The sequence below is a fragment of the Corallococcus sp. 4LFB genome (genome assembly GCF_046520365.1).
GTDB lineage: Bacteria > Myxococcota > Myxococcia > Myxococcales > Myxococcaceae > Corallococcus > Corallococcus caeni.
Map to the genome: position 1 here is coordinate 1 of NZ_JBKGHJ010000614.1, position 4,233 is coordinate 4,233.

5 protein-coding genes and 1 pseudogene are annotated in these 4,233 nt (G+C 73.0%); 4 read left to right on the plus strand and 2 right to left on the minus strand.

Annotated elements, in window-relative coordinates; genetic code table 11:
- Both ACLEQD_RS38050 and ACLEQD_RS38055 read left to right on the plus strand, forming a co-directional pair.
- Positions 1-413 (plus strand): annotated as a pseudogene (locus ACLEQD_RS38050) (polymerase); the annotation flags it as partial.
- A gap of 5 nt (positions 414-418) precedes the next feature.
- Positions 419-589, plus strand: coding sequence for a hypothetical protein (locus ACLEQD_RS38055; protein WP_410390750.1), 171 nt, complete (start codon positions 419-421; stop codon positions 587-589).
- Between the two features lie 4 nt (positions 590-593).
- On the opposite strand, the gene ACLEQD_RS38060 is transcribed toward ACLEQD_RS38055, so the two are convergent.
- Together ACLEQD_RS38060 and astB are read right to left on the minus strand one after the other, a co-directional pair.
- Entirely contained in the window at positions 594-1,133 is a 540-nt protein-coding gene (locus tag ACLEQD_RS38060) for an aminoacyl-tRNA deacylase (RefSeq protein ID WP_410390751.1), read from the minus strand.
- A gap of 124 nt (positions 1,134-1,257) precedes the next feature.
- Positions 1,258-2,580, minus strand: coding sequence for an N-succinylarginine dihydrolase (astB, locus tag ACLEQD_RS38065; RefSeq protein ID WP_410390752.1), 1,323 nt, complete (start codon positions 2,578-2,580; stop codon positions 1,258-1,260).
- A gap of 18 nt (positions 2,581-2,598) precedes the next feature.
- Here astB and ACLEQD_RS38070 point away from each other — a divergent pair, with 18 nt between their 5' ends.
- Positions 2,599-3,552, plus strand: coding sequence for a lysophospholipid acyltransferase family protein (locus tag ACLEQD_RS38070; RefSeq protein ID WP_410390753.1), 954 nt, complete (start codon positions 2,599-2,601; stop codon positions 3,550-3,552).
- A gap of 13 nt (positions 3,553-3,565) precedes the next feature.
- On the plus strand, positions 3,566-4,117 hold the full coding sequence (locus ACLEQD_RS38075; RefSeq protein ID WP_410390754.1) for a hypothetical protein: 552 nt from the start codon (positions 3,566-3,568) through the stop codon (positions 4,115-4,117).
- Positions 4,118-4,233: the final 116 nt, after the last annotated feature.

Genomic DNA, 4,233 nt, shown 5'->3' on the forward strand with positions numbered 1-4,233 from the left:
GGCGCGCTCCGGACGCGCTGGCCACGCACCTGCTGCGCGCGGACGTGTGGCGTGCGCAGGGCAGGCACGCGGAGGCGCTCCAGTCGCTGGAGGCGCTCGCGAAGCGCTTCCCCCATGACGCGGAGCTGGCCTTCACGCTGTCCACGCGGCAGCAGGAGGCCGGGCTCACGCGAAGGTCCCGGGACACGTTGGCCGCGGTGGCCCCGTACCTGACCGACCTGCGTCAGCGCGCGCGCCTGCTGTCACTGGAGGCGGACAGCTTTGAGAAAGAAGGGCTGCTGGCCCGCGCGCTGGAGCAGCGCCGCTCGGTCGTGGGGCTGCTGCCCGGCCCGGAGAGCCACTTCGCGGTGGCACGGTTGCAGGAGCTGCTGTCGCGCTACACGCGGCGGCGCGCTCGGTGCACGAGGGCTTGAGGCTCATGCCGCTGAAGGACGCGCGGCGTGCGGAGGGGGAGGCCTGGGCGGCGCGGCTGGAGGCCCGCGAGCGTGCGCTCCAGGACGCACACAAGGGGGCGCTGCTGGAGGACGCGAAGGCGCGGGAGCTGGACCTGCCCGGCCCGGAGGCGGTCAGCGACGCTCCCTCGCCCTGAAGGCTCAGGCCGGCGCGCCTGAGTCCTCCATCGGCGTTCCGTACTCCTCCTTCTCTTCCTTCTCTCGCGAGACCGGCTGGATGAAGGACGCGACCAGCGGCCACTCCAGGCGCGCGAAGTCCTGGAAGCGCATCTCCAGGGCCTCCTCATGAGAACCGGCGCGGAACAGCAGGCGCTCGTTGACGCTCAGGGATTCGTCCATCGCGACGGGCAGGCCGTACAGCTCGCCGAAGGGAGGCTCGGCGCCCGGCTCGCAGTCAGGGAAGTGGTCGACGAACTCGGACTCGGCGGCGAGCCGCGCGGTGCGGACGCCCAGCGTGTGGCGGATCTGCCGCAGGTCCACGGTCGTCATCGCGGGCACGACGACGATCCAGGGCTGCCGGTCCGCCAGCACGATGACGGACTTGGCCACGCGCCAGCCAGGCACGTTGAGGGCGTCCACGAGCTCCATCGCGCTCTCCGCCCGGGCGTGGGCGTACCGCTCGAAGGGAACACGGTGGCGCCGCAGGTAGCTTTGGATGGCATTGGGGATCATGGGGGACATCACCTCCTTCACGTTCAAGGTGTGTCCGGACGACACGTGCGGCCATTCGCCGCCCGAGCAGGGGGGGCGTGACTGCCCGCCCTTGCCCGGCGCACCGGAGGGCAGGCAGGCGGGCCGCGCCACGTCATTGCTGGAAGTCGTACACGCTGCCCAGCTTGAGCAGCCGCGTCAGCTCGTCGAGCGCGGTCATCGTCTCGCGCGCGAGCTGCGGATCCCTCACGTCCTCCGGCTTGAGCACGTCGCGGTAGTGCTTGCGCACCCAGCCCGCGAGCGATTCATGCAACGCCGGAGAGTAGAAGACGTCCGCGGTGACGGCGGCGCGCTCCGCGTCCGTGAGCGTGATGCGCTGGCGCAGGCACGCCGGGCCGCCGCCGTTGTTCATGGACTGGCGAACGTCCAGGTAGTGCACCGCCTTCACCGGGTTGTCCCCGGCGACGACGCGCTCCAGGAAGGCGCGGGCGGTGGGCGTCTCGCGGCTCTCGATGGGCGCGATGATGGCCATGGTGCCGTCCGGCAGCGACAGCACCTGCGAGTTGAACGGGTACGCGCGCACCGCGTCCTTCACCGGCAGCTCCGCGTCCGTGGCGACCTCGAAGCGGAAGGCGTCCCCCAGCTTCTCGCGCAGCGTCTGGAGGAGCTTCGGGTGCTCCACGAACGCCAGCGCGTGCAGCATGAGGAAGCGCTCGTTGCCCACCGCGAGCACGTCCGTGTGGAACGCGCCCGCGTCGATGCCGTCCGGGTGCTGCCGCGGCAGGAGCACCTGCTCCGGGGCCAACTGGTGCAGCCGCGCCAGGGCCTGGCTGGACTCCAGCGTCTGGCGTGCGGGGAAGCGCTGCGGCCCCTTCACGTCCTGCCACGCGCTGCGCCCCCAGGCGAGCACGTGCACGGCCTTGTGCCCTGGCGTGAAGAGGCGCGTGTGGTTGGCCGCGCCCTCGTCCGCGAAGTGGGAGGCGCCCGGCAGCGGCGCGTGCACCTGGAAGTGCTTCGGGTCCGCGAAGATGGCGCGCAGCACCGAGTGCGTGGTGTCCGCTTCGATGGCGCGGTGGAACATCTGCGTGAGGTTCGCGGGCGTCAGGTGCACCCGGCCGTCCGCGGTGTCCGCCGACGGCGCCACCGTGGCCGCGTTCGCCGTCCACATGGCGGAGGCGCTGGAGGTGAGGCGCAGCAGGTGCTCCGCGTCGCGAGCGGCGCGGGTGATGACCTCCTCGTCGGAGCCCGTGAAGCCCAGCGTCCGCAGGGTGCGCAGGGAAGGGCGTGGCTGGGGCGGCAGCACCGCCTGGCCCACGCCCAGCTCCGACACGAAGCGCATCTTCTCCAGCCCCTGGAGCGCCGCCTCCCGGGGGTGGCTGGGCTGGCCGCCGTGGTGCTGTGACGCCAGGTTGCCCGGCGAGAGGCCGGCGTAATTGTGGGTCGGGCCAATGAGGCCGTCGAAGTTGTATTCGCGCATGGGATATGGAGACGCTTCGTGGAGCGTCCCCCTTTAACAAAGCGCCTCAAGCGTTACCTGCGCTACCTGCTCATCGCCGGGATGTTGCGCGTGCTCCAGTTCCTGCCGCTGGGCACGGCCCGCACCCTGGGCATGACGCTGGGCGGCTGGGCCTACGCCCTGGCGGGCGGGGAGCGGAAGAAGGCGCTCAAGTCCCTGGCCCGCGCCTTCCCGGACCGGACCGACGCCGAGCGTGACGCACTCGCCCGTGACGCCTTCCGCCACCTGGCCGCGGCCGCCCTGGAGGTGGCCTCCTCGCGCGCGCTGGAGGCCGGGCTGGAGTCCCTGGTGTCCTGGCCGGACGAGGACCGCCGGGTGCTGGAGGCCGCGCTGGCGAAGGGGAAGGGCGTCGTCTTCGTGTCCGGCCACGTGGGCAACTGGGAGCTGCTCGCCCGGCGCGTGGCCAGGGCGGGCTACCCCAGCCAGAGCATCGCGAAGGAGACCAGCGACCCGCGCCTCACCGCCCTGGTGGAGGACTTCCGGGCGAAGGGCGGGGTGCGCAGCATCTGGCGCGGCCAGGAGGGCGCGGCCCGGGCCATGCTCCGCGCGCTGCGGAGCGGCGAAATCCTGGGCATCCTCATCGACCAGGACACCAGGGTGCAGTCCGTCTTCGTGCCCTTCTTCGGGGAGCTGGCGGCCACCCCGCGCGCCGCGGCGGACCTGGCGCTGCGCACCGGCGCGGCGGTGGTGGTGGGCTTCTGCCAGCGCGACGGCGAAGGCTACCGGCTCACCATGGAGGAGGTGCCGCACCCGGCCGCGACGGAGCGTGAAGCGGCCGTGCAGGCGCTCACCGCCGCCCTGTCGCAGCGCATCGAGGCGGCCATCCGCCGCGCCCCCGAACAGTGGGTGTGGATGCACCAGCGCTGGAAGACGCGTCCTCCCCAGGACGTTCCCCCGGCCCTTGCCGGCGCACCGTCCGCCCCGGCGCGGTGATAAGGAGGGCCCTGTGCCGCGCCTGCTTGCCTTGAGCTTCCTGGGACTCCTCGCCACCGCCTGCGCGCCGCGCCGTCCGGCCCCGGGCGCCGCGAACGAGCCGCGCCCGGACGTGGTGCTGGAGGCGCGCGGCCTGCGCTCCTACGAGGGCGACGCGCTCCAGGTCTCCGGCACCGCTTCGCGCGTCCTCTACCGGCGCGCGGGCGGCGAGGTGCAGGCCACCGACGTCGTCGTGCGCCTGCCCCCCGGGGAGGGGGCCCGGGACTCGACCCCCACCTCGCCGGGAGGCACCACCATCACCGCGCCGAATATGGACGGCAGCCTCGCGTCCAAACGGTGGACGGGCACGGGCGGCGTCGTCGTGCGCACGGCGGAGGGCCTGGTGGCCAACACCCCCCGGCTCACCTACGACTCGGACGCGCGGCGGGCCCATGGCGACGAGGGCGTGACGATGAAGGGCCCCGATTACCAGATGCGAGCGGACCGCTTCACGCTGTCCGCCGCGGACCAGACGTTCACCTTCGAGGGCACGGTCCACGCCGTGCTGGGTGGAGCGACGGAGTGATTGAGTTCCTCGTGATGGCGCTGTTCCTGGCCCAGCCCACGGCCACCCAGGCCGCCGTGCCCGCCGCCCCCCGGCGCTCCGGCCGTCGCGCAGGCCACCCCGGCCCCGAAGGCCGG

Bases quoted from the DNA above. Each gene is read 5' to 3' on its own strand.
- ACLEQD_RS38055 (WP_410390750.1), top strand. From the start codon at position 419: ATGCCGCTGAAGGACGCGCGGCGTGCGGAGGGGGAGGCCTGGGCGGCG.
- ACLEQD_RS38060 (WP_410390751.1), bottom strand. From the start codon at position 1,133: ATGTCCCCCATGATCCCCAATGCCATCCAAAGCTACCTGCGGCGCCAC.
- astB (WP_410390752.1), bottom strand. From the start codon at position 2,580: ATGCGCGAATACAACTTCGACGGCCTCATTGGCCCGACCCACAATTAC.